Source organism: Pseudomonas hydrolytica, assembly GCF_021495345.1.
Taxonomy (GTDB): Bacteria; Pseudomonadota; Gammaproteobacteria; order Pseudomonadales; family Pseudomonadaceae; genus Aquipseudomonas; species Aquipseudomonas hydrolytica.
Genome location: NZ_CP099397.1, coordinates 2,628,350 through 2,646,602 on the forward strand (window position 1 = coordinate 2,628,350; position 18,253 = coordinate 2,646,602).

At 63.7% G+C, this 18,253-nt stretch carries 21 protein-coding genes and 1 tRNA gene; 10 read left to right on the forward strand and 12 right to left on the reverse strand.

The annotated features are described in order from the left end of the window. Positions 1-62: 62 nt before the first annotated feature. From L1F06_RS12150 to L1F06_RS12160, 3 genes are all read left to right on the forward strand, one after another. The gene (locus L1F06_RS12150; RefSeq protein WP_003240116.1) at positions 63-1,409 is read left to right on the forward strand and encodes a class II 3-deoxy-7-phosphoheptulonate synthase; all 1,347 of its coding nucleotides are present in this window, start codon (positions 63-65) and stop codon (positions 1,407-1,409) included. 160 nt (positions 1,410-1,569) lie between these two features. Next, on the forward strand, positions 1,570-2,325 hold the full coding sequence (gene loiP, locus L1F06_RS12155) for a metalloprotease LoiP (protein ID WP_129482768.1): 756 nt from the start codon (positions 1,570-1,572) through the stop codon (positions 2,323-2,325). A gap of 44 nt (positions 2,326-2,369) precedes the next feature. Next, a complete protein-coding gene (locus tag L1F06_RS12160) occupies positions 2,370-2,759 on the forward strand; it encodes a lysozyme inhibitor LprI family protein (protein WP_252576768.1) in 390 nt (129 codons plus the stop codon). On the opposite strand, the gene L1F06_RS12165 is transcribed toward L1F06_RS12160, so the two are convergent. Genes L1F06_RS12165 through L1F06_RS12180 form a run of 4 tightly spaced genes read right to left on the reverse strand, consistent with a single transcriptional unit; the run spans position 2,756 to position 5,629 of the window. Further along, positions 2,756-3,949: a winged helix-turn-helix domain-containing protein gene (locus L1F06_RS12165; RefSeq protein WP_129482770.1), complete on the reverse strand. Its 1,194-nt coding sequence runs from the start codon at positions 3,947-3,949 to the stop codon at positions 2,756-2,758. The two genes, L1F06_RS12160 and L1F06_RS12165, sit on opposite strands and share 4 nt — an antisense overlap. 14 nt (positions 3,950-3,963) lie before the next feature. Beyond that, on the reverse strand, positions 3,964-4,410 hold the full coding sequence (locus L1F06_RS12170; protein WP_129482771.1) for a DUF3291 domain-containing protein: 447 nt from the start codon (positions 4,408-4,410) through the stop codon (positions 3,964-3,966). A gap of 26 nt (positions 4,411-4,436) precedes the next feature. Continuing rightward, on the reverse strand, positions 4,437-5,381 hold the full coding sequence (locus tag L1F06_RS12175) for a DMT family transporter (RefSeq protein WP_129482772.1): 945 nt from the start codon (positions 5,379-5,381) through the stop codon (positions 4,437-4,439). Between the two features lie 23 nt (positions 5,382-5,404). Further along, complete coding sequence (locus tag L1F06_RS12180; RefSeq protein WP_129482773.1) at positions 5,405-5,629, reverse strand: DUF1127 domain-containing protein; 225 nt, start codon at positions 5,627-5,629, stop codon at positions 5,405-5,407. Between the two features lie 97 nt (positions 5,630-5,726). Between L1F06_RS12180 and L1F06_RS12185 the strand changes: the two genes are divergently transcribed. After that, entirely contained in the window at positions 5,727-6,581 is an 855-nt protein-coding gene (locus tag L1F06_RS12185; protein WP_003240101.1) for a LysR family transcriptional regulator, read from the forward strand. On the opposite strand, the gene L1F06_RS12190 is transcribed toward L1F06_RS12185, so the two are convergent. Continuing rightward, positions 6,576-7,340, reverse strand: coding sequence for a sulfite exporter TauE/SafE family protein (locus L1F06_RS12190; RefSeq protein WP_129482774.1), 765 nt, complete (start codon positions 7,338-7,340; stop codon positions 6,576-6,578). The genes L1F06_RS12185 and L1F06_RS12190 overlap by 6 nt on opposite strands. Positions 7,341-7,441: 101 nt before the next feature. Here L1F06_RS12190 and L1F06_RS12195 point away from each other — a divergent pair, with 101 nt between their 5' ends. Continuing rightward, the gene (locus tag L1F06_RS12195) at positions 7,442-8,404 is read left to right on the forward strand and encodes a LysR family transcriptional regulator (protein ID WP_129482786.1); all 963 of its coding nucleotides are present in this window, start codon (positions 7,442-7,444) and stop codon (positions 8,402-8,404) included. Between the two features lie 88 nt (positions 8,405-8,492). On the opposite strand, the gene efp is transcribed toward L1F06_RS12195, so the two are convergent. The 6 genes from efp to L1F06_RS12225 form a co-directional block, all read right to left on the reverse strand. Then, positions 8,493-9,065, reverse strand: a complete 573-nt coding sequence (gene efp, locus L1F06_RS12200; RefSeq protein WP_003240094.1) for an elongation factor P — start codon at positions 9,063-9,065, stop codon at positions 8,493-8,495. 34 nt (positions 9,066-9,099) lie between these two features. Further along, positions 9,100-10,242, reverse strand: a complete 1,143-nt coding sequence (gene earP, locus L1F06_RS12205) for an elongation factor P maturation arginine rhamnosyltransferase EarP (RefSeq protein ID WP_129482437.1) — start codon at positions 10,240-10,242, stop codon at positions 9,100-9,102. Between the two features lie 107 nt (positions 10,243-10,349). Next, the gene (locus tag L1F06_RS12210; RefSeq protein WP_129482436.1) at positions 10,350-10,556 is read right to left on the reverse strand and encodes a hypothetical protein; all 207 of its coding nucleotides are present in this window, start codon (positions 10,554-10,556) and stop codon (positions 10,350-10,352) included. Positions 10,557-11,100: 544 nt separating this feature from the next. Then, the gene (locus tag L1F06_RS12215) at positions 11,101-12,399 is read right to left on the reverse strand and encodes a site-specific integrase (RefSeq protein ID WP_129482435.1); all 1,299 of its coding nucleotides are present in this window, start codon (positions 12,397-12,399) and stop codon (positions 11,101-11,103) included. A 103-nt stretch (positions 12,400-12,502) separates the two neighbouring features. Further along, positions 12,503-12,592: transfer RNA gene (locus L1F06_RS12220), tRNA-Ser, on the reverse strand. 93 nt (positions 12,593-12,685) lie between these two features. Beyond that, on the reverse strand, positions 12,686-12,904 hold the full coding sequence (locus L1F06_RS12225; protein ID WP_129482434.1) for a hypothetical protein: 219 nt from the start codon (positions 12,902-12,904) through the stop codon (positions 12,686-12,688). Between the two features lie 186 nt (positions 12,905-13,090). Here L1F06_RS12225 and L1F06_RS12230 point away from each other — a divergent pair, with 186 nt between their 5' ends. Then, positions 13,091-13,780, forward strand: a complete 690-nt coding sequence (locus L1F06_RS12230) for a crotonase/enoyl-CoA hydratase family protein (protein WP_129482433.1) — start codon at positions 13,091-13,093, stop codon at positions 13,778-13,780. Positions 13,781-13,879: 99 nt separating this feature from the next. Here L1F06_RS12230 and L1F06_RS12235 read toward each other — a convergent pair whose 3' ends face one another. Then, positions 13,880-14,272, reverse strand: coding sequence for a hypothetical protein (locus L1F06_RS12235; RefSeq protein WP_129482432.1), 393 nt, complete (start codon positions 14,270-14,272; stop codon positions 13,880-13,882). 147 nt (positions 14,273-14,419) lie between these two features. Here L1F06_RS12235 and L1F06_RS12240 point away from each other — a divergent pair, with 147 nt between their 5' ends. From L1F06_RS12240 to L1F06_RS12255, 4 genes are all read left to right on the forward strand, one after another. Further along, positions 14,420-14,734, forward strand: a complete 315-nt coding sequence (locus tag L1F06_RS12240) for a hypothetical protein (RefSeq protein WP_012018520.1) — start codon at positions 14,420-14,422, stop codon at positions 14,732-14,734. A gap of 387 nt (positions 14,735-15,121) precedes the next feature. After that, a complete protein-coding gene (locus tag L1F06_RS12245) occupies positions 15,122-16,405 on the forward strand; it encodes a CmpA/NrtA family ABC transporter substrate-binding protein (protein WP_129482431.1) in 1,284 nt (427 codons plus the stop codon). A gap of 12 nt (positions 16,406-16,417) precedes the next feature. Further along, complete coding sequence (gene ntrB / locus L1F06_RS12250; protein WP_036986784.1) at positions 16,418-17,269, forward strand: nitrate ABC transporter permease; 852 nt, start codon at positions 16,418-16,420, stop codon at positions 17,267-17,269. A gap of 116 nt (positions 17,270-17,385) precedes the next feature. Next, positions 17,386-18,177: an ABC transporter ATP-binding protein gene (locus L1F06_RS12255; RefSeq protein ID WP_129482430.1), complete on the forward strand. Its 792-nt coding sequence runs from the start codon at positions 17,386-17,388 to the stop codon at positions 18,175-18,177. Positions 18,178-18,253 lie beyond the last annotated feature (76 nt).

The following is an 18,253-nucleotide window of genomic DNA, read 5'->3' on the forward strand; positions in this document are numbered from 1 at the left end:
GGGCATGGGGCTTATCGGTTAAGATGCCCACCAGCCCGAATCAGCCGATACAGAGATGCCGCATGTCGCACGCCTGGAGCCCAGAAAGCTGGAGGGCCAAGCCCATCCAGCAGCAGCCCGAATACCCTGACGCCGCCCACCTCGCCCGCGTCGAACAGACCCTGGCCGGCTACCCGCCGCTGGTGTTCGCCGGCGAGGCGCGCGAGCTGCGCCGCCAGTTCGCCGAAGTCACCCAGGGCCGCGCCTTCCTGCTGCAGGGCGGCGACTGTGCCGAGAGCTTCGCCGAGTTTTCCGCCGCGAAGATCCGCGACACCTTCAAGGTGCTGCTGCAGATGGCCATCGTCATGACCTTCGCCGCCGGCTGCCCGGTGGTCAAGGTCGGGCGGATGGCCGGCCAGTTCGCCAAGCCGCGCTCCTCCGGCAGCGAAACCATCGATGGCGTCACCCTGCCCGCCTACCGCGGCGATATCGTCAACGGCATCGGCTTCGACGCCGCCAGCCGCGTGCCCGATCCGGAGCGCCTGCTGCAGGCCTATCACCAGGCCACCGCCAGCCTCAACCTGCTGCGCGCCTTCGCCCAAGGCGGTTTTGCCGACGTGCATCAGGTGCATCAGTGGAACCTCGATTTCATCGCCAACTCGGCGCTCTCCGAGAAGTACCACCAGCTGGCCAACCGCATCGACGAAACCCTGGCGTTCATGCGCGCCGTCGGCATGGACAGCGCGCCGCAACTGCGCGAAGTCAGCTTCTTCACCGCTCACGAAGCGCTGCTGCTCAACTACGAAGAAGCCTTCGTGCGTCGCGACAGCCTCACCGGCCGCTGGTACGACTGCTCCGCGCACATGCTGTGGATCGGCGACCGCACCCGCCAGCTAGACGGTGCGCACGTCGAATTCATGCGCGGCATCGAGAACCCCATCGGCGTCAAGGTCGGCCCGAGCATGGACCCGGACGAGCTGATCCGCCTGCTCGACACGCTCAACCCGGACAACGATCCAGGCCGCCTCAACCTGATCGTGCGCATGGGCGCGGACAAGGTGGAAGCGCACTTCCCGCGCCTGCTGCGCAAGGTCAAGGAAGAAGGCCGCCAGGTGCTGTGGAGTTCCGACCCCATGCACGGCAACACCATCAAGGCCAGCAGCGGCTACAAGACCCGCGACTTCGCGCAGATCCTCAGCGAAGTCCGGCAGTTCTTCGCCGTGCACCAGGCCGAAGGCACCTACGCCGGCGGCATCCATATCGAGATGACCGGGCAGAACGTCACCGAATGCATCGGCGGCTCGCGCCCGATCACCGAGGACGGTCTGTCCGACCGCTACCACACCCATTGCGACCCGCGCATGAACGCCGACCAGTCGCTGGAACTGGCCTTCATGATCGCCGAGACGCTGAAGCAGGTACGCCGCTGACGAGCCGCGCCCTGGCCAGTGGCCAGGGCGCGAACCGGCTCGCACATCTTTTGTGCGTTATCCGGCATAATGCCGCCCCTCGCGAGCACCGGACAGGTGCCGAAGCAACACCCAGCCGGAAAGGACTCGCGGCCAACACCACCAACAAGGACGATGATCCATGCAACTGCGCACCACCCTCTCCGCTTTTGCCCTCTCCAGCGCCGTGCTTCTGACCGGCTGCCAGAACATGTCTCCCGACGCCATGCTGCAATCCGGCCTGATGGCCGTGCAAGCCGCGACCCTGAGCGATGCCGAAGTGAAAAGCATGTCCGACCAGGCCTGCGCCGAAATGGACGCCGCAGCCAATGTCGCCGGCCCGACCAGCCCCTACGCCAAGCGTCTGGACAAGATCGCCAGCAACCTCGGCCATCAGATCAACGGCACGCCGATCACCTACAAGGCCTACCTGGCCGACGACGTCAATGCCTGGGCCATGGCCAACGGCTGCGTGCGCGTCTACAGCGGCCTGATGGACCTGATGACCGACAACGAAGTGGAAGGCGTGCTCGGCCACGAAATCGGTCACGTCGCCCTCGGCCACACCAAGAAGGCCATGCAGACCGCCTACGCCACTGCCGCCGCACGCAATGCGGCCGCTGCTTCGGGCAATGGCACCGTCGCTGCCCTGTCCGCCTCGCAGCTTGGCGCCATGGGCGAACAGCTGGTCAATGCGCAGTTCTCGCAAAGCCAGGAAACCGCGGCCGACAACTTCTCCTTCGACCTGCTGACGCAGCGCAACATCCCGCGTGAAGGCCTGGTCACCGCGTTCGAGAAACTGGCCAAGCTGGGCGGCGGCGAAAGCAGCATGTTCGACTCGCATCCGGGCTCCCACGACCGCGCCAACAACATGCGCACCCGTCTGGCGGCCAAGTAAGCCCCTCCCGAGGGGCTGCAACGCAGCCCCTTCTCGTTTGCGATATGACCATGCCGACTCTGTACAAGTACCTGAGCCTAGTGTTCCTGCCGCTCACTGCCTGGGCCGATTACGACATGCAGTACCAGGCCTGCCGGGACGCCAGCGGAGCGATCAACAACGCCAGCGTCGCCGGCTGCGCCGAGGGCGTCTCCGAAGCGGCGAAGAAAGAAATGAACCGGGTCTACCAGCAGCTTTTTCTCAAGCTGCAGGAAGGTGCGCCGCAAGATGCCCAGCAACTGGAGGCGACGCAGAAGGCCTGGCTGATCTACCGCAACGGCCAATGCGACCTGCAGGGCAAGCACGTCGGCTCGCCGATGTACTACACCTGCCCGATGCAGTTGAACATTCAGCGCGTCGAGGAGCTGAAGTTCCTGCTGGAAAACGGCGGTTAGCCGAGCTGCCCGCGCAGGCTGACGCTCGGCGCCAGCCACACTTGCTCCAGCCCCAGCCAGTGCGCCAGCGCACGCAGCGAATCGCCCAGCGCCAGGCGCGCCTCGTCGCTCAACACCGCTTCTTCCAGATGCACGGCATGCACCGCCAGGCGCCCGGCCGCGCGCTCGCTGCGCAGGTCCACCCGCGCCAGCAGGCGCTCGTGATGCAGGAAGGGCAGCACGTAATAGCCGTATACGCGCTTGGCCTGCGGGGTATAGATCTCCAGGCGGTAGCGGAAGCCGAACAGCCGCTCGGTGCGCTCGCGTTCCCAGATCAGTGAATCGAACGGCGACAGCAGCGCGCTGTGACGGATGCGCCGCGGTACGCGCGGCTCGCCCCGACAGTAGGCCGGCTGCCGCCAGCCCTGCACTGCGACCGGCAATAGCTCGCCCGCCTCCACCAGCTCGGCGATACGGCGCTTGCTGTCGCCGGCATCGAGCCGGTAGTAGTCACGCAGATCCTTCTCCGTCGCCACGCCCAACGCATCGGCCGAACGCAGCAACAGGCGCCGCTGCGCATCGTCCTCATCCAGTTCGGCATGATTGAGCAGCTCAGCCGGGATGACCCGCTCCGGCAGATCGTACAGACGCTCGAAACCGCGGCGTCCGGCCACCGTCACCAGGCCTGCGGCGAACAGCCACTCCAGCGCCATCTTTTCCGCACTCCAGTCCCACCAAGGGCCGGCCTTCTCAGTACGACTGGACAGACTGCCGGCGCCCAGCGCACCGCGCTCGCGCACGGCCTGCAGCACGGTCTCTATGGCGTCGCGCCGCTCCACGCCGAAGCGCGCCAGCCCCGGGTAGATGCCCTGGCCATCGGCGGCCCGGCGCATGCGCCAGCGCAGCAGCGGATAGAGTTCCAGCGGCAACAGCGAAGCCTCGTGTCCCCAGTACTCGAACAGGCGCCGACGGCGCGCCCGGCCCCAGGCCAGTTCGTCGAGGTGCTCGGCCTGGTAGTGGCCAAGGCGGGAAAACGCCGGCAGGTAATGCGAGCGCACCAAGGCGTTGACCGAATCGATCTGCAGCACGCCGAGGCGTTCGATCTGCGCCTGCAAGTGCCGGTGGGCGATGGCGCCGCGCGGGGTACGGCCGAACCCCTGAGCCGCCAGGGCCAGGCGGCGCGCTTCGGCGAGAGAAAGTGAGAGCGTCATGGCGAGCCAGCCTATCAGGCCGGCGCCGCGAACGCATGGCGGAAGGTGAAGGCCTGCTGCGTGGCGCCATGCTCGCGCAAATGCGCCAGACGCTCGGCCGCCTCGACCACGTCCGGACGATGCCCGGCCGGCACCCACCACAACACCTGGTGCGCCTGTTCGACGCGCTCGAACCATTCGCGGCGGCGCTTGAGCATCTCGGTATGCGCGGATTTGTAGACGTAATCGCTGAGCGACTGCACGTCCTGCCAGACCGACATGTTCACCAGCACCTCGTCACCGAACGGGCGGATCGCCGTGGCATCGCCCGCCTCGTCCTGCAAACGCCAGACATAGCCAGGCGAGGCTTCGGCCAGGGCATTGACGCGCTGCAGGTTGGCGACGAAATCGGCCATTCCCGGCGATTCCAGCGGTGCCTTCATCCAGGCGATGTTCAGTTGGGCCAAGTGATAAGCGGACAAATTCCAGCCTCCTTGCAGGCAAAGCATCAGGATCGTTGCGGCAAACCGCGCCAGTCAGCGAAGCGCCGACGCAGCCAGGCCTCGCTGCTGACCAGGGTGATGCCCGACAGCACCAGTGCCGCGCCGATGATGAAGTTCAGCGTCAGCGGCTCGTCCAGCACCAGCACGCCGAAGCTGACGCCGAACAGCGGGGTCATGAAGGAGAACACCGCCATGTTCGAAGCCAGGTAACGGCGCAGCAGCCAGAACCAGGTCAGGTAGGTGAAGAACGACACCACCACGCCCTGCAGCAGGATGCTGCCGATGGCGATCGGGCTCCAGCGCAACTGGCCAAGATCGACCACCGCCAGCGCATAAGCGAGCAGCAACGCGAAGGCCACCGCCAACTGATAGAACAGCGTCAGCCCAGGCGGCGCCTCGGACAGTCGAGAAGCGCGCACCACCACCGTGGTAGCGCCCCAGGCCATGCCGGCGCACAGCCCCAGCACATCACCAAGCAGCATACCGGCATCGATCTGGGCCCAGTTGCCGCCCACACCGAAGGCCATCACCACACCGCCAAAACACAGCGCGATACCCAGCCACTGCAGACGCCGCAGGCGCTCGCTGGGCAGCAACAGGTGCAGCCCAAGCGCCGAGAAGATGGGCGCGGTATAGAGAAACACCGCCATATGCGAGGCCGTGGTATGGCGCAGACCCAAGGCGATGAAGAAGAACTCCAGGGCGAACAGCACGCCTGCCAGCAGTCCGGCCAGCCAAGTCGCGCTGACCCAGTCGCGCCAACCGCGCTGCCATAACAACAGCAGCCCGACCAGCAGTGCGGCGATGCCGGAGCGCAGGGCCACCTGCAGCATGGGCGCGATGTCGTCCGCCGCCAGCTTGATGGCCACCTGCTGGCTGCCCCAGATGGCGCAGAGCAGCAGCATCAGTTGGAACAGGAAAAAATCGGCGCCCTTGCGTTCCGCGCTCATTCAACAACTCCAGTCATTACTCGTCACTTTTTCAGCGGATCATCCCAGAATGGCCGTTCGGCCTCCTGCATCACATCGGCGCGGGACAAGCCCAGGTCCTTCAGCGCAGCGGCATCGAGCCGAGCCAGTTGCCGACGCTGGCGCGCCAACTGCTGCCAGCGACGCAGCATACGCCACATGGCTGCCAATGACGGCAGGCGCTCGAAGTGGATGGCCTGTGCCAGTGCATAACCTTTCTGACCTTTCATCTTTTCGCCCTCCCTGTGGGGTTGGCGTAATTGTCGGGCCGCGCTTAAGATCAATCCAACGAATGTTATTTATAGTATCCATCTCGAGGATTGATGAATGGCCTACCACCCCAGCATTGATACCGAACTGCTGCGCAGCTTCGTGGCCATCGCCGACACCGGCGGCTTCACCCGCGCCGCGGAAACGGTCAATCGCACCCAATCGGCCGTCAGCATGCAGATGAAGCGGCTGGAGGAAGACGTGGTACAGCGACCGCTGTTCGAGCGCGACGGCCGCCAGGTGCGGCTGACGCCCGAAGGCCAGGTGCTGCTGGGTTATGCGCGGCGCATTCTCAAGCTGCACGGCGAAGTGCTCAACACCCTGCGCGAACCGCACATGGTCGGCGCCGTGCGCATCGGCACGCCGGACGACTATGTGATGCGTTTCCTGCCGGAAATACTCTCGCGCTTCGCCCAGGCCTACCCGCTGGTGCAGGTGGAGGTGCATTGCGAACCCTCCGGCCAGCTGTTGCTGCGCCAGGATCTCGATCTGACCATCGTTACCCGCCAGCCCGGCAAGGAGATCGGCCAACTGCTGCGCCAGGAGCGCTTCGCCTGGGCCGTGGCCCAGGGCTTCTGCCCGCACGAGCAGAACCCCATGCCGCTGGCCATGTTCAACGCCGACTGCTTCTGCCGCGAATGGGCCTGCAACGCGCTGGATGCGATGAGTCGCCCCTATCGCATCGCCTATACCAGCCCCAGCCTGTCGGCGATCTTCGCCGTGGTACGCGCCGGCCTGGCCGTCACCGCGCAGCTGCAAAGTCTGATCACCCCGGACTTGCGCATTCTCGGTGAGGCCGAAGGCCTGCCCCTGCTGCCACTGACCAGCATCGTGCTGCTGCGCAACGAAAGCAGCCAGTCCCCGGTGACCGAGTGCCTGGCCGAACATATCGTCGAAGGCTTCCGGCTATAGGCCGCCGGATTCCAGCGCCAACAGCAGCGCGCAGAGCAGCAGGAAGCCGCAGAACAGACTGCGCAGCAGACGCTCCGGCAGCGAGTGCGCCAGGCGTACCCCCCAGCTGATGCTGAGCAGGCCGCCAATGGCCAGCGGCACGCCCATCCACCAGTTGACGTGATGGTGCACCGCATAGGTGAGCAAAGTCACCCCGGTGCTCGGCAGCGCCAGCGACAGTGAAAGCCCCTGCGCCACCACCTGGCTGGTGCCGAACACGCTGGTCAACACCGGCGTCGCCACCACCGCGCCGCCCACACCGAACAGACCGCCCATGGCGCCGGACACCCCGCCCAGCACGCCGAACCAGCCCCAGTGATGGCGCAGCTCGCCGCTGGCCGGTACCTGAGCCATCAGCATGCGCAGCAGGTTGTAGGCTGCCAGCGCCAGCAGGAAGCCGACAAAGGCCCAGCGCATGGTGCGCGAGTCCACCTCCACCGCGTACAGCGAGGCCAGCCAGGCGCAGAAGAAACTGGTGACACCCAGCAGCAGGGCATAGCGCAGGTCGATACGGTTTCTCTGGTGGTAACGCCAGATCGCCAACATCACGTTCGGCACCACCATCACCAGGGCGGTGCCCTGCGCCAGTTGCTGATCCAGCCCGAAGACAATGCCCAGTACCGGAATGGCGATCAGCCCGCCGCCGATGCCGAACAACCCTCCCAGCGTTCCCAAACCCAGCCCCAGCAACAGATTCGGCAACAGGTCGAACAGATTCATGGCACCTCCAGACAGTGGAAGGCATGTTAAGCAGCCTCGGCTAGCGCGGAAACGCACAGCAACGCAAAATGGCTGTGCCGATTACGCACAAGCAGATCACCATGAACCCCGATGCCCTGACCGACCAGCTGGAACTCTTTCTCGACGTGCTGGAAACCGGCAGTTTCTCTGCCGCTGCCCGGCGTCACCCGCTCACGCCTTCGGCGGTGGCCCGGCGCATCGACGCGCTGGAGCGCGCCCTGGGCAGCAGCCTGTTCAGCCGCAGCACCCATGCGGTGCGCGTGACCCCGGCGGGCCTGGCATTCGCCGAACGTGCCCGGCGCATTCTTGCCGAGTTGCACCTGGCGCGTGCCGAGGCGGTATCGCTGAGCAGCGCGCCGGAAGGGTTGATTCGCATCGACGCACCCTCGCCCTTCGGTCGCCGCCACCTGGCACCCGCGATTGCCAACTTCCTGCGCGCCAACCCCGGGCTCGACGTGCAGCTGCGCCTGATCGACAGTTTCACCGACCTGCAGGGTGAGCATCTGGGCGAGGTGGACATCGTCGTACGCATCGGCCCGCTGCCGGACAGTCGCCTGGTCGCCACCCCGCTGGCGTCGATGACCCGCATCGTCTGCGCCAGCCCGGACTACCTGCGCCGCCGCGGCATCCCGCGCAGCCCGCTGGAGCTGGAGCAACACGACGGCCTGGACTGGGACAGCCTCGCCCCACCCTACGCCTGGCGCTTCGAGGTCGACGGCAAGCTGCAACTGTGCAAGCCCAAACGCCTGCGCCAGACCAGCAACAATGCCGAGACCCTGCTGTTCAGCGCCCTCGCCGGCCTGGGCGTCGCCCACCTGCCCACCTGGATGAGCAGCGAGCATCTGCAGCGTGGCGAGCTGATCCCGCTGTTCTGCGAGCAGGGCCTGCCGGCCGCTGAGCCGGTGAGCATCTACGCGCTGCGCCTGGAACGCGAAGCCAGCCCGCGCACACGGCTGCTGCTGAGCTTTCTCAAGCAGCGCTTCGGCTTCCCGCCGCCCTGGGACCAGGCACTACAGGCCAGCCTGGCGACACCGCAGCAGTAGGATCATGCGCCGCGCGCCCCACGCAAACCACCGCGTAACAGCCACAAAAAACCCGGCGCGAAGGCCGGGTTCTTCGTAGCGTTCAAGCTCAGGCCGGAGCCTGGGTGCGGCCCTTGTAGGAACCGTCACGGGTATCGATCTCGATCCAGTCGTCGATGTCAACGAACTCGGCAACCTTGATCTCGGTGCCGTTGCGCAGCTTGGCAGGCTTCATCACCTTGCCGGAAGTGTCGCCACGGGCAGCGTTCTCGGTGTAGACAACCTGACGCACGATGGTGGTCGGCAGGTCGACGGAGATCACCTTGCCTTCGAAGAACACGGCTTCGCAGACGTCGGTCATGCCTTCTTCGATGAACGGCAGAACGCTTTCCAGATCTTCGGCACGCAGCTCGTAGGAGTTGTACTCCGGATCCATGAACACGTAGTCCTCACCGCTGATGTAGGACAGGTTCACTTCCTTGCGCTCGAGAATCACCGGCTCCATCTTGTCGTCGGCTTTGTAGACGGTCTCGGTCTTGGAACCGTTGAGCAGGTTCTTCAGCTTCATCTTGACGATGGCGCTGTTACGACCGGACTTGGTGAACTCGGCCTTCTGGATCAGCCACGGCTGGCCATCGATCAGGGCCACGCTGTTGACTCTCATTTCTTGTGCAGTTTTCATGCGGATATCCGAAATATGCGGGAGGTACAGAAATCTAGGCCGCGTATGATAGCCAATTTAGGTAAAACTGTTCCAGCGCTGTGGCAAGGTCCGGCCGAGCGGCCTGCGAATCGCACCAGCGCTCGGCATGTTGCTGCAATACCGGCCACGCGTGCAGAAGCGCAGGCCAGGCCTGCTCCATCCCCTCTCCGGCATTCCATGCGCGCCACCACGCGGCATGCGCAGCGGCGACGTCCGACGGCAACTCGGCGCCATAGAGCGCCAGGAAAGCCTCCAGCTTGTCCCAGTGCGCCCCTTCCTCCTGCGGGTAGATATGCCAGAGCAGCGGCCGCCCGGCCCACTGCGCGCGGATAAAGGAATCCTCGCCGCGCACCGCATTGAGGTCGCAGCACCACAGCAGACGGTCGTAATCGTCCTGAGCAAGAAAAGGCAGCACATGAATCTGCAGATTGCCACGCCGGCGCTGATCACCCGGCGCCAGCTGCGCGTCACCGAGCCAGACCTGCAGATCGGCGAGAATCTTGCCTTGCGGCACCAGCAGCTGAGTCGCTTGCGCGCCGGCTGCCAGCGCATCGAGCCAGCCCGCCAGCCCGGCATTTTCGTAGGCGAACAGCGAGATCAAGCGCGCCCCGGCTACACGCACCACACCGAGCGATTGCAGAAACGCCTGCCGCGCCGACGCATCGGCCTGAAAGGCGCGCCGCCGCGCCAGTAGCTCGGCCTCACGCAACAAGCCCCCCGTGCCCGCCACGAACCCGGGAAAGAAGAAGAACTTCTGCAAACCGCCCGGCTGAGGTGATGGCAGGCCATGACACCCGGCAACCCAGTCTTCGGCGCTGAGGTATTCCAGGTTCAGCCACAGACGCCGCGAGCCGCGCGCCGTCATCGCCTCTATATAGGAAGGTGGCAACTGGCAGGCGAAGGCCTCGATCACCACCTCCGCCGGCTCAACCGCCGGGAACGGCTCACGCCAGTGACGCACCTCGACACCCGAACGCAGCTGACTCTCGGCGTCGGGATTCGCTGCAGGGCACAGGCGCACGAAGGCGCTCAGCTCATCGACCCAAAGGCGCACCGCATGCCCCTGCTCGGCCGCCAGCTGCCGAGCCAGCCGCCAGGTCACGCCAATGTCGCCGTAGTTGTCCACCACGCTGCAGAAAATGTCCCACCTGGCCACACGGCGCCCCTCGAACAAATGATCGCCATTCTACCCGGCAGACAAGAAAAAGCCCGCCAGAGGCGGGCCAAGGGGAGCGCTGGAGCGAGCGCGGGGTAAAACGGTAATCAGGCCAGCAGCAAGTCACCCTCGCGCCGGGCAGCGGTGCTGAGCAGCCACACCGCCTGGCAAGCCAGCGCCGCCTCACGCGAAGCGAAGGGCCCGGCCTTGGGTTGACCATCGACCATCAGCAGCCAGCACGCCATATGACCATCGGCTCTGAGCTCAGCCGGCACGGCGCTACCAACCAGGGACACCACATCGATACGGGGCATAGCCACCTCCAATCCAACTCAATTTCTGTTGCGATCGACAGTAGGCCACCGGCTCGCCAGATAGAAATCAGCGTTCTCGATAGTGACCATGGTTATTGCCAATGGACCACCGGGAGCGGCCAGGGCCAAGGTTGAGGTGAGGCTTCACGCAAGCCCACACAGGTTGCGCCGGAGATGGGCAAAAGCAAAAAGGCAGCAAACAAAAAGCCCCGAGAACTTTTCAGCTCTCGGGGCTTCATGTATTGCGAAAGTGGCGGTGAAGAAGAGATTCGAACTCTTGAGGATCACAGCCAGGCTAAAAAAGCCTTTCCTTTCAGCATATTGCGCCTTTAACCGATTAGTTTCGTACTCATTTTCTGTACTCGTCAATTATCTGCAGCGATTTTTTTCAGCAAAAATGCGAGCCCCTATCCATCGAGCCGTCACACTCGATTCCCCCCAGTACCCACCCCTCTCCGCCTGAAAAAACAGGGCACCCCCTCCCCGTTCAAACACGATGCTCGGACTACCCCTGCGATAACGATGGTGAGCGGGCGCCAGATGATCAGCAACCGGCTTCAATCGCAGCCATACGAAACGAGCAGCACCTGACCAAGCAGCTCGCTGACCAGCCCAGCGCTACCACATGAGGGAACTCCTCTCGACGGGCTCCCGTGTAAACCATGAGCAGCGGCAGCCAGTAAAGCGCCTGACCGAAATCAGAGCGTGGCGGCTGCCATTGGCCTTTGAACAAGGGGCTAGTGAAGATGGCGACCAGATCCTGGCGAGTGTAGTGCTTGTCCTCGGCAGCCCTTGTTTCAGCTCTTCGCGCTGCCTTGGCGATGCTTCTGAGCATTCCCGATGCAGAGATGGGTTCTTCGTCCATCGCGGCCAAGCGCTGCACCGCGAAGTTCAGCACAGCGGACAGGGCTCGCAGTTGCTTTTTCACCGTCGCCAACCCGGCAGTAGGCAACCCTTCCGCCTCAGCCTTGGCAATCAATTCCGGCGCAGCCAGCCCTCGAATGCCCTCTCCCTTCGTCGGCAGTTTGCTCAGAGCCATCTTGAACTCCTGGCAAAGCGCACGGGTGATCCTGGGTACATGAAGGTCACCGTATAGCTCAACGAAGCGCGTGACCGTTGCGCCGAACTCGGAGATGGTCTTATTGGTGCTGCGGGTATCGCCATCGGTCAGGCGCTTGTCATCCGCCCATTTGCGGAAGACTTCTGAAAGCCTGGGGCTGCTCAGCTTGCTCTCTGCTGCCTTCTGCTCCACCGCGAGTGGTTTCTCAGCGAACGGAAGCTCCATGGCTTCTCGCCAGTCACCTGCAAATCGCGCCAGTGCCATCCTGCAGAGGTCGCACCAGCGGCTGTAGAACGCATCCACCAGAGACCTGTAGGCGGGCTCAGAGGCATCAGGAACAGGCAAATGGTGCTGAGCCAGCACCGACTTCATGAACCCTTCTACAGCGTTCTGGCGAGCCTTGTAGCTGCTGCTATCGACAACATCACAGGCGAGCTGAACATCGGTGACGTCATCACCATCAAGAGGCTGGATCAGAAAGTCGGTGAGATCCTCAGGCTTGCCTTCCCATGACTCAAGCACAGCTTGCGCCCACCTATCGGCGAGCTTGGGGGCATCAGAGGCTAGAACTCGTGGACGGCCAGCGAGTTGCTCTCTGGCTGCGAAGAAGATGTCCTCGCAACGGATCAGCTCCGATGCGAAACGAGGACGGGCAGTGGCGAAGTCTCGGGTTCTGAGTGAGACCTTCCATTCGCGCTTGCCGATGATCTGACGGATGTCTTCGGGGACTTCACGGCGGAGGTAAAAAATCCCCGAACGAGGATGCTTCCACGGCTTGGTCATGACGTGCATCTGTACCACCCTTCTGTACCTATGGGATCAGAAAGGCGTCTAGCTGAAACAAAAAGCCCCTGATTCTCTAGGAAAATCAAGGGCTTATTGAAAGTGGCGGTGAAGAAGAGATTCGAACTCTTGATACGGTTTCCCGTATACACACTTTCCAGGCGTGCTCCTTCAACCACTCGGACACTTCACCGGATCTCGACGTTTTGGCGTTTACCCCGTCGAGGCGCGCTAATTTAGTCGAATGTTTTCCCGATGGCAAATTTTTTTTAAAGGATTCATGCGCTTAAGAGCGAAGCGGGTTTTCGTCGTGCTCGCTGGCGGGTTGATCGTCGAAGCGCGTATGACCAAACAGCAGGAAGCCCAGCGAGGCAAACAGGCCGGCGCCGAACAGCAGCAGGACGCCGGTGGGGCTGCGCAGCAGCTGGCTTTCGCTGAACAGGACCGCTGCCAGCAACAGACCGATCACGGCGATGACATAAAGGATGGAGTACAGGGTATTCATGGGTAGCTCTCCTTCGGTTCGCTACACCTTATTGCCGCGCGACGTCTCTCGGCCAATTGCCATCCGGCATCGCCGCGATAGGCAAAAACACTGACCCACCAGTCAGCCACGGCGCTTTACCAGAGCGATTCCGCTGAGTACCTTCTGCCCACATTCAGCCCTGCGGCCCTAACAAGGAAAACTGCCATGAGCGACCTGATCAGCTACCAACTCGAGGACGGCATCGCCACCCTCACCCTGAGCAACGGCAAGGTCAATGCCATCTCCCCTGACGTGATCGCCGCCTTCAATGCAGCGCTCGATCGTGCGGAGCAGGATCGCGCCATCGTCGTCATCACTGGCCAGCCAGGCATTCTTTCCGGCGGCTATGATCTGAAGGTGATGACCTCCGGCCCGCAGAATGCGATCAACCTGGTGGCTGCCGGTTCTACCCTGGCGCGGCGCATGCTCGCTCACCCCTACCCGATCATCGTCGCCTGCCCGGGTCATGCCGTGGCCAAGGGGGCATTCATCCTGCTGTCCGCCGATTACCGTATCGGCGTGGAAGGCCCGTTCAACATCGGCCTGAACGAAGTGCAGATCGGCATGACCATGCACCATGTCGGCATCGAGCTGGCCCGCGACCGTCTGCGCAAATCCGCCTTCCATCGTTCGGTGATTAATGGCGAGATGTTCGACCCTGCCGGTGCAGTGGATGCCGGCTTCCTCGACAAGATCGTGCCGGCCGAGCAACTGTTGGCCACCGCTCAGGCAGTGGCGCAGCAGATGAAGAAGATCAACATGACCGCGCACAAGAACACCAAGCTGAAGGTGCGCAAGGCGCTGCTGGAAACCCTCGACGCCGCCATCGAGATGGACAAGCAACACCTGCTGTAAGCACGCGCTGACGCATAAATGAAAAGCGCCGCTTCCGTTAAGGTCGCGGCGCTTTTTTCTTTGCGCGTCTCGGCTGTCGAATGTCGGGGCGCGCTGCGCTCAGCCGGAATAGTCCAGCGCCGTCCAGGCCCGGCTGAGCCCCTGGTTCAATACGCAGTTGGGGTTGCCCAGTTGTTCGTTGAAGGCGGCGGGCAGCAGCGTGGTTTCACCCTCCGCGGCGCCATGTCGCTCGGTCAGCCATTGCAGCTTGCCGCAGTTGGGGGTGTCGATCACGTAACTGGCGGCGATGTTGGAATGATGGCTGGGTAGGCGAATCACATCCAGCACCCGGCCAACCTCCTCCACTCTGCGACCATCGGACACCAGCACGGCCCAGGCCTGCTCGCCCTCGATCACCAGGTACGCGCCATTGGCCTGCGGTCGCTCGACCTGGGGCTGAGCGCAGCCGTACAGGAAGACCGATAGCACAATCGTCATCAGCATCTGTTGCATTGCCAATTCTCCTCTCGCAAGGCGCCCGTCTTGCGGGCGGACAGGTCTGCAGTGGCCTTACTATTCCTCAATACTGTTTATTTGTACAGTATTTTTAGATTAGGCTTGGCATCACAGGTAAATGACCTTTTGCACAGGAGCGCTACCATGCTGGACGTACTGCAGTTGAAACACCGGGTGAACCGCATGCCGCTGGAGCGGGTGCGCGAGATGGTCGAGGAGCTGCAGCTCGAGGGCATCGTCACCGAGAGCCGCACCCCCTTCAATCGTCAGCACTTCAATACCTGCTTCGCCGAGATCGAGGCCCTGCTGCAGCGCGCCGGCTACCACCGCCAGCTGGACGTGGTCGGCTACCAGGGGCTGGCCTATGCATTGTTCGATCCGGCCCGCTGGGAAGCCGTCGAAGTGCTGCGCTGGCTGCGCGATTTCGTCGAGGAGGCGCGCGTTCAACCGGCTTCCTGAGCCTTCCAGGCGAACCAAAAAGGCTCAGCGTCGCCTGCCCATGCACGGCATTGGCTCAGAAACATGCAGGGCGAGCCGCGCGCTCGCTCGCCGCGCATGCTGTCAATCGACCTCAACAAGCATCTGCAACTTCTTGATTAAAAACGGTTAGCTGCTGGCCGGCTTGTATCCAGCCTCTACCTGCCAGGCGCCGCATGGTGCTGCTCGGCTGTTATACGTGAAAGCTGGCAAGCCCCTTGCTAAGTCACTGTCAACCATCCTGCGTAGCACGCCAACGGCGGCGGGCCGAGGATCACGGACAACGGCGTCCGTCAGGTCACCTCCCTCTCATTTGAGGTGGCCTGGCGTACGCCGTTTTTGTTTATGCGCCTGACAAGGATTAGACCCATGACCGATCGTGATTCGAACAAGCCGCTGGACACCAGCCGCCGCAACTTCCTCAAGCAATCCATCGCCCTGGCCGGCGCCGTGAGCGGTATCGCCGCGCTCGGCCTGTCCGCCCCCGCTTCGCTGCGCAGCGCGGCCTGGGCCGCCGGCTCCGACGCACCGGAGAAGGCCGCGCTGACGGTTGGCTTCATTCCACTGACCGATTGCGCCTCGGTGGTGGTAGCCGCGACACAGGGTTTCGGCGAGAAATATGGCCTGACCATCAACCCGAGCAAGGAGGCCTCCTGGGCCGGCGTGCGCGACAAGCTCAACACCGGCGAACTGGACGCTGCCCATGTGCTTTACGGCATGATGTACGGCGCCCAGCTCGGCCTGGCCGGCCCGCAGAAGGACATGGCGGTGCTCATGGGCCTGAACCAGAACGGCCAGGCCATCACGCTTTCCAAACAGTTGCGCGACGCCGGTGTGACCAACGGCGCGCAACTGGCCGAGCACGTGAAGAAAGGCGGCAACCCGCTGACCTTCGCCCAGACCTTCCCCACCGGCACCCACGCCATGTGGCTGTACTACTGGCTCGCCAGCCTGGGCATCAACCCCATGAGCGACGTGAAGACCATCGTCGTGCCACCACCGCAGATGGTCGCCAACATGCGCGTCGGCAACATGGACGGCTTCTGCGTCGGCGAACCCTGGGGCGCGCGGGCGATCTTCGACAAAATCGGCTTCACCGCCACCACCACCCAGCAGATCTGGCCGGACCACCCGGAGAAGGTGCTCGGCACCACCCGCGCCTTTATCGAGCAGTATCCCAACGCAGCGCGCGCGCTGATCATGGCCATTCTCGACGCCAGCCGCTTCATCGAGGCCAGCGAGGAGAACCGCAAGAGCACCGCCAAGCTGATTTCCGGCAAGGCCTACGTCAACGCCCCGGTGCAGGTGATCGAGCCACGCTTCCTTGCGCAGTATGAAGATGGCCTGGGCAACAACTGGAAGGACGAGCACGCCATGGCCTTCTGCAAGGACGGCAGCGTCAACTTCCCCTATCACTCCGACGGCATGTGGTTCCTCACCCAGTTCAAGCGCTGGGGCCTGCTCAAGGACGCACCGGATTACGCCGCCGTGGCTGCGCAGATCAACCAGACCGCGCTCTACGCTGAGGCCGCCGGCGCGCTGAAACTGGCGGTGCCAAGCAGCCCGTTGCGCAGCAGCACACTGATCGACGGTGTGGTCTGGGACGGCAGCAACCCGGCCGCCTATGCCGATTCCTTCGCCATCAAAGCCTGATCGGAGGTGACCATGAATGCGCCCCTGAAAACGCCATTACCCCCAGTCGCCAAGCCGCGCGCAAGCCTTGCGACGCGGCTACCCGACGCGCAAACCCTCGCCACGCTGTTCAAGGCCGGCATCGCTCCGCTGCTGGGTATCCTCGCCTTCATCGGCTTCTGGTCGCTGCTGGCGCAGTACAGCGAGGGCCTGCCCGGGCCTTTGAGCACCTGGCAGGCCGCCCTGGTGCTGTTCGCCGACCCTTTCTACGACAACGGCCCCAACGACATGGGCATCGGCTGGAACATCCTCAACTCGCTTGGCCGCGTCGGCGTCGGCTTCGGCCTCGCCGCGCTGGTGGGCATTCCCCTGGGCTTCGCCATCGGCCGCTTCGCCTTCCTGGCCGGCATGCTGGCGCCGATCATCAGCCTGTTGCGTCCGGTCTCGCCGCTGGCCTGGCTGCCGATCGGCCTCTTGGTATTCGAGGCGGCCGGCCCGGCGTCGATCTGGGTGATTTTCATCAGCTCGATCTGGCCGATCATCCTCAACACCGCCGCCGGCGTGGCCAGTGTGCCGCAGGACTACCTGAACGTGGCCCGTGTGCTCAAGCTGTCGGAGTTCAAGGTGCTGACGCGCATCCTGTTTCCCGCCGTGCTGCCGCACCTGATGACCGGCATCCGCCTGGCCATCGGCGTGGCCTGGCTGGTGATCGTGGCCGCAGAGATGCTCACCGGTGGCATCGGCCTGGGTTTCTGGGTGTGGGACGAGTGGAACAACCTCAACGTCGAGCACATTCTCATCGCCATCATCATCGTCGGCCTGGTGGGCCTGGCGCTGGAGCAGACGCTGCTGCTGATCGCCAGGCGTTTCGACTACGCGAGCTGATAAAGCAGTAGAAGAAACGAATTCAACCCATTGATTTAAATGAAAACATCCCGAATTGAATACGGGAAAGCCTGACACGACTCCCCGGGCAGCCTCCGGGGAACGGGAGAATTGCGATGGACAAGTTCGTGGAGCTGACCGCCGTCAGCAAGCACTTCGACACCAAGAAAGGCCGCTTCCAGGCGCTGGCAGACGTCAATCTGAGCATCGCCCGCGGCGAGTTCGTGGCGCTGATCGGCCATTCCGGCTGCGGCAAATCCACCGTGCTCAACCTGATCGCCGGCCTGCTCGAGGCCAACGAAGGCGGCCTGATCTGCAACGGCCGCGAGATCGACGGGCCCGGCCCGGAGCGCGCCGTGGTGTTCCAGAACCACAGCCTGCTGCCCTGGATGACCTGCTTCGGCAACGTCCACCTGGCCGTGGAGAAGGTCTTCGGCGCGCGCGAAAACAAGGCCCAGCTCAAGGCCCGCACCGAGCAGGCGCTGAACATGGTCGGCCTCAGTCATGCCATGCACAAGCACCCCAACGAGATCTCCGGCGGCATGAAGCAGCGCGTCGGCATCGCCCGCGCCCTGGCCATGGAGCCCAAGGTGCTGCTGATGGACGAGCCGTTCGGCGCCCTCGATGCCCTGACCCGCGCGCACCTGCAGGACGAGCTACTGCGCATCGTCGGGCAGACCCAGAGCACCGTGGTGATGGTCACCCATGACGTTGACGAAGCCGTGCTGCTGTCCGATCGCATCGTGATGATGACCAACGGTCCGGCGGCCACCGTCGGCGAAATTCTCGCCGTCGACCTGCCGCGCCCGCGCGACCGCCTGGCACTGGCCAACGACCCGCAGTATCACGCCTACCGCACCGCGGTGCTGGAGTTCCTCTACCAGCGTCAGCAGCGACCGGCCGCCTGACCTGCTCTGCCCCGAGTGCGACCGTTCGGCTTGCGGTTCGGGGCAGCGTTGAACCATTTGCCGCTTCGGTAGACGA